The following is a 3,982-nucleotide window of genomic DNA, read 5'->3' on the forward strand; positions in this document are numbered from 1 at the left end:
TGTAGCCTTCCCTAAAAATAAGACAGTTTAAAATTCGAAATTGTTAATTTTAAAAACGATAAACTGTCCGATGAAAAAAAGTAGATTTACAGAAAGTCAGATCATCAAGATCTTGAAAGAAAACGAACAAGGCCGAGCTGTTGGTGATATCGCTCGAGAACTGGGTATTGATAAAAGCACTATCTATTATTGGCGTAAGAAATATGGTGGAATGGAAACTAGTGAGCTAAAACGGCTTAAGGAGTTGGAAGAAGAAAATCGCAAGCTCAAGCAGATGTATGCCGATGCCAGTCTAGATAACCAAATGCTGAAAGATATACTGTCAAAAAAGTTCTAAGGCCTTCCGACAAGAAGCATAGAGCGGTTTATTTGATCAAGGAGTACCAGGTCTCCATAAAACGAGCCTGTAATGTAGTAGGTTTAACCCGTTCGATGTGGTATTATCAGACTAAGCGAGACGATTATGAGGTAATCGATAAACTTTCTGAATTGGCCACTGAGTTGCCCACCAGAGGTTTTGATGAATACTATAAACGAATACGTCGCGAAGGCCATAAGTGGAACCGGAAACGGGTATTACGAGTATACCGGCAGATGAAGCTTAAGCTAAGGCGCAAACATAAAAAGCGCATTACAGGTAGGGTAAAACATCCTTTAGAGACCACTGAACAATTGAATCAGGTTTGGAGTATGGATTTTATGTCAGATGTCCTTTCTGATGGCAGAAAGGTACGTGTCTTAAATATAATTGATGATTGCAACCGAGAAGTACTGGCTGTAGATCCAGGGTTGAACTATCCTGCTAGAAAGCTAGTGGAGACTTTAGAACAATTAGAAGAAGAAATTGGATTACCACAAACTATCCGTTGTGATAATGGCCCTGAGTTTATCTCTAAAACATTCAGTCAATGGTGCAATAGAAAACGTGTGGAAATACGGTATACCCAGCCAGGTAAGCCAATGCAAAACGGGTATATAGAACGTTTAAATAGATTTTATAGAGAAGATATATTAGATGCTTACTGGTTTAATGATTTACATCAATTGCGTTCTTTAAGCAATAAATGGATGGAAGATTACAATAATAACCATCCGCATCAATCCCTGGGCAATAAATCACCAAGGGAGTACAAACCTCGATTCGGGGAAGAATTCTTCCCCGAATCGAATGATATTAATGAAAATTTATTGAATTTAGCCCTGTCTTAAATTGGGGAAGGCTACACGCCATTAGAAACCAAAAGGAAGTGTAAAATTATACCTATAGGATAAAATGTCGGTAGTGAAACGGATAATTAAAATGGAGATAAAGTATTTGAATACACTAATAATTCAATTCTTATGATAATTTCTATCAAAATCCTTCGCAACCAGTATCCGCAGAATCCTATTTTAAAACATTGATTCCTAAATAAATTAAATATTAGCTATTTAACTGTAATGAATTTTAAACAAATTAATTTACGTAAGGTAAAAAAGGAAAATCTTATTGAAGAAATAATTAATAAAAATTTTGAATTGCCATCCTTAAAGGATAAAAAGGAAATTCAAAAAATAATCAATTCCTCTATTCAAACTGCACAATATAGTATTGCAATTAACTCTTTAATTCTAGGTATTTACTTTGATTATAAAAATACATTCCAAAATATTAGAAGAAAGGGGACGATGCGATATTCTAAGTATATGAATAAAAAATGTATTGTTTCAAACCTCTCTGCTGATTTGCTTGAAATAAATAGCTCAACCTCTTTTCTGTTGGCAACAGAAAAAAATTACCTGGAATCTATTTCTAATCTTTCAAATCTTAGAAATTCATATCAAGAATTAAATGTATTTATTATTAAAGAAACCAAATGGTTTGAGAAAAAGTATAAAAATAAATCAATATTGAAGTCCTTATTGGTTTATGCTGATTTCTTGTTTTTGTCAAATCATTATCCTGAATCAAACGAGGACCCAATGGATATTAATTGTAGAAGTAAGGAGGATGTGTGTTCTGCAATTTCATATCTGATATATTTTATATCGGATTTTAAAAGGATAAAACCTATAGATACGGCATTTGTTTCAGAAGAGTTTATAAAGAGTGGGGAAATTGGCAGAATAATCGTAGCCGCCTGTTTTATATCTGATTTTAAGGAGTTTGAAATATTAATAGATCATTTTAATTATCAATGCAAATTAAATGAGAAAACATTAAAGATTATACCACCATCAAAAGATTTCGAAAAGTCCATTCGGCTTGGTTACATTAGAAATGAACTTCAAAATATCAATGATACACTTTTTGTTCTAGAACAAGAGAATGCAAAAGAAAATCAGTCACTTGTAGAGCTTGTTGAAAAAATAACCGAAGTCAAAGATTTCAATTTTTTTAAACTAACAGAAAGTTACGGATATTCCCGCTACAGGGTAGAAATTCCTGAAGTCATTTATCATTTTATATTGGATAATTTTTTCAAACCGAATACATTATTTCAGGAGGAGGTAGTATATTTAGCAAAAATTTTCAAAGAACAATTACTTAATCCAGAAGATCTCGAAAAGATTAAAATTAAGGATGAATTAACTCTAATGGAATTTATTAAAATCGGAAGGGTCTTTTCATTGTTTTACCTTCTATTTTCAAAAGAAATATTCAAAATGGAAGATCCTGATTCGGATATATTATTGCGCTCGTTAATACCGGTATATTTAGAGGATGAACTTTATGATTTTATAGAGAAATTAACGTCCACACAAAATATTGATACATTCCTTGATTTAGTCTGTTGGGAGCCAGGTCTGGATATTCTTTTTGATTTACAATATCATTCAATAATTTTTATTAATAACCGGTTTTTTGTACCATTATCAATAATGGTAAATTCTAATTCAATTAGAAATCTATTTGCTTCAGAATATAAGCAGAATAATAAAAGCTTGTTAAGTGATGGAAGTGTTGACGCTCTTGTGGAGAAATTGAATAAATCATTTAATAATGCTGGCATTACTAATTTCAAAGAGACATCAATTCCAAATAGTGATATAGATCTTTTTGCAATATACGAAGACACCCTTTTTCTATTTGAATGCAAGCAGTCATTACATCCTGTAAGTGCTTTTGACTTACGAACAACATTCGATTATATAAAGAAAGCTGAAAGTCAATTGGATAATTTAAATCACCTTTATAATGACTTTGATCTTTCCAGTTTACTTGAAAGAAAGTATGGAATTGACCTAAGTAAAGTTGAAAATGTTATTTCATGTATTGTGCTGAGCAACAGAATGTTTAATGGTAATGTTTTTAGATATCCGGTTAGGTATATCAATGAAATTACTAATATGCTTGAGAAAGGGATTATGAGAACAAATGAAGGTGAATTTTCGCTTTGGAAAGGTGAGGAATTGACTCTTTCAGACTTAAAGAATTACTTCAGTTTGGATAATCAACTAACTAAATTACACTTAGATTCTCTTTCAGTTAGAACTGTATCTTATGATTTAACGAATCCTCCAATTGAATTTGATTCCTACTACATGGACTCTGAAGTAGCAATACCAAAATTAAATAAATTCACCTCTACCTTAAGAAAGGTAAGATAAGTTATTTTTAATTTAACTTAGAAATACGGTAAAATTTAATTTAATATATTAAATTAGAAAAGGCAGAATATTAAACTGCACCAATACGTTCTATTTAAATTGTGAGTTAATCGTGAGTTCAAAAAAATAGAACTGCGTGAAACCATACAAATACTGGGGTTTCGAGCTTTTTAAAAGCGTTCTGCCACCCCGACGAACCTTCTTTAAAAGGATATAAAAACACTGTTAATCTATTGATTTTCAGTGTTTTTTGTTTTTATGACATCATTTGATATGGTTTGATATCGGATCAAGACCATTTTCTGGGTTTTTGCTTTTTTAAGCAAATAATTTTTCGAGTCTAAATAGGAAGAACTCGGTATTTCTTACTCCTCTTAATTGTGCTCTAAAG

Annotated in this window: 1 protein-coding gene and 1 pseudogene; both read left to right on the forward strand. The window is 31.6% G+C overall.

The features are described 5' to 3' along the window. Window positions 1-70: 70 nt before the first annotated feature. Window positions 71-1,209 (forward strand): annotated as a pseudogene (locus I6U49_RS16660) (IS3 family transposase). A 231-nt stretch (window positions 1,210-1,440) separates the two neighbouring features. After that, window positions 1,441-3,591 (forward strand): hypothetical protein, encoded by a 2,151-nt coding sequence (locus tag I6U49_RS16665; protein ID WP_198629679.1) that lies wholly within the window; start codon window positions 1,441-1,443, stop codon window positions 3,589-3,591. Window positions 3,592-3,982 lie beyond the last annotated feature (391 nt).

Source organism: Salegentibacter maritimus (assembly GCF_016236915.1).
Taxonomy (GTDB): Bacteria; Bacteroidota; Bacteroidia; order Flavobacteriales; family Flavobacteriaceae; genus Salegentibacter; species Salegentibacter maritimus.

Coding starts and splice junctions, on each gene's coding strand:
- I6U49_RS16665 (WP_198629679.1), top strand. CDS start 1,441: ATGAATTTTAAACAAATTAATTTACGTAAGGTAAAAAAGGAAAATCTT.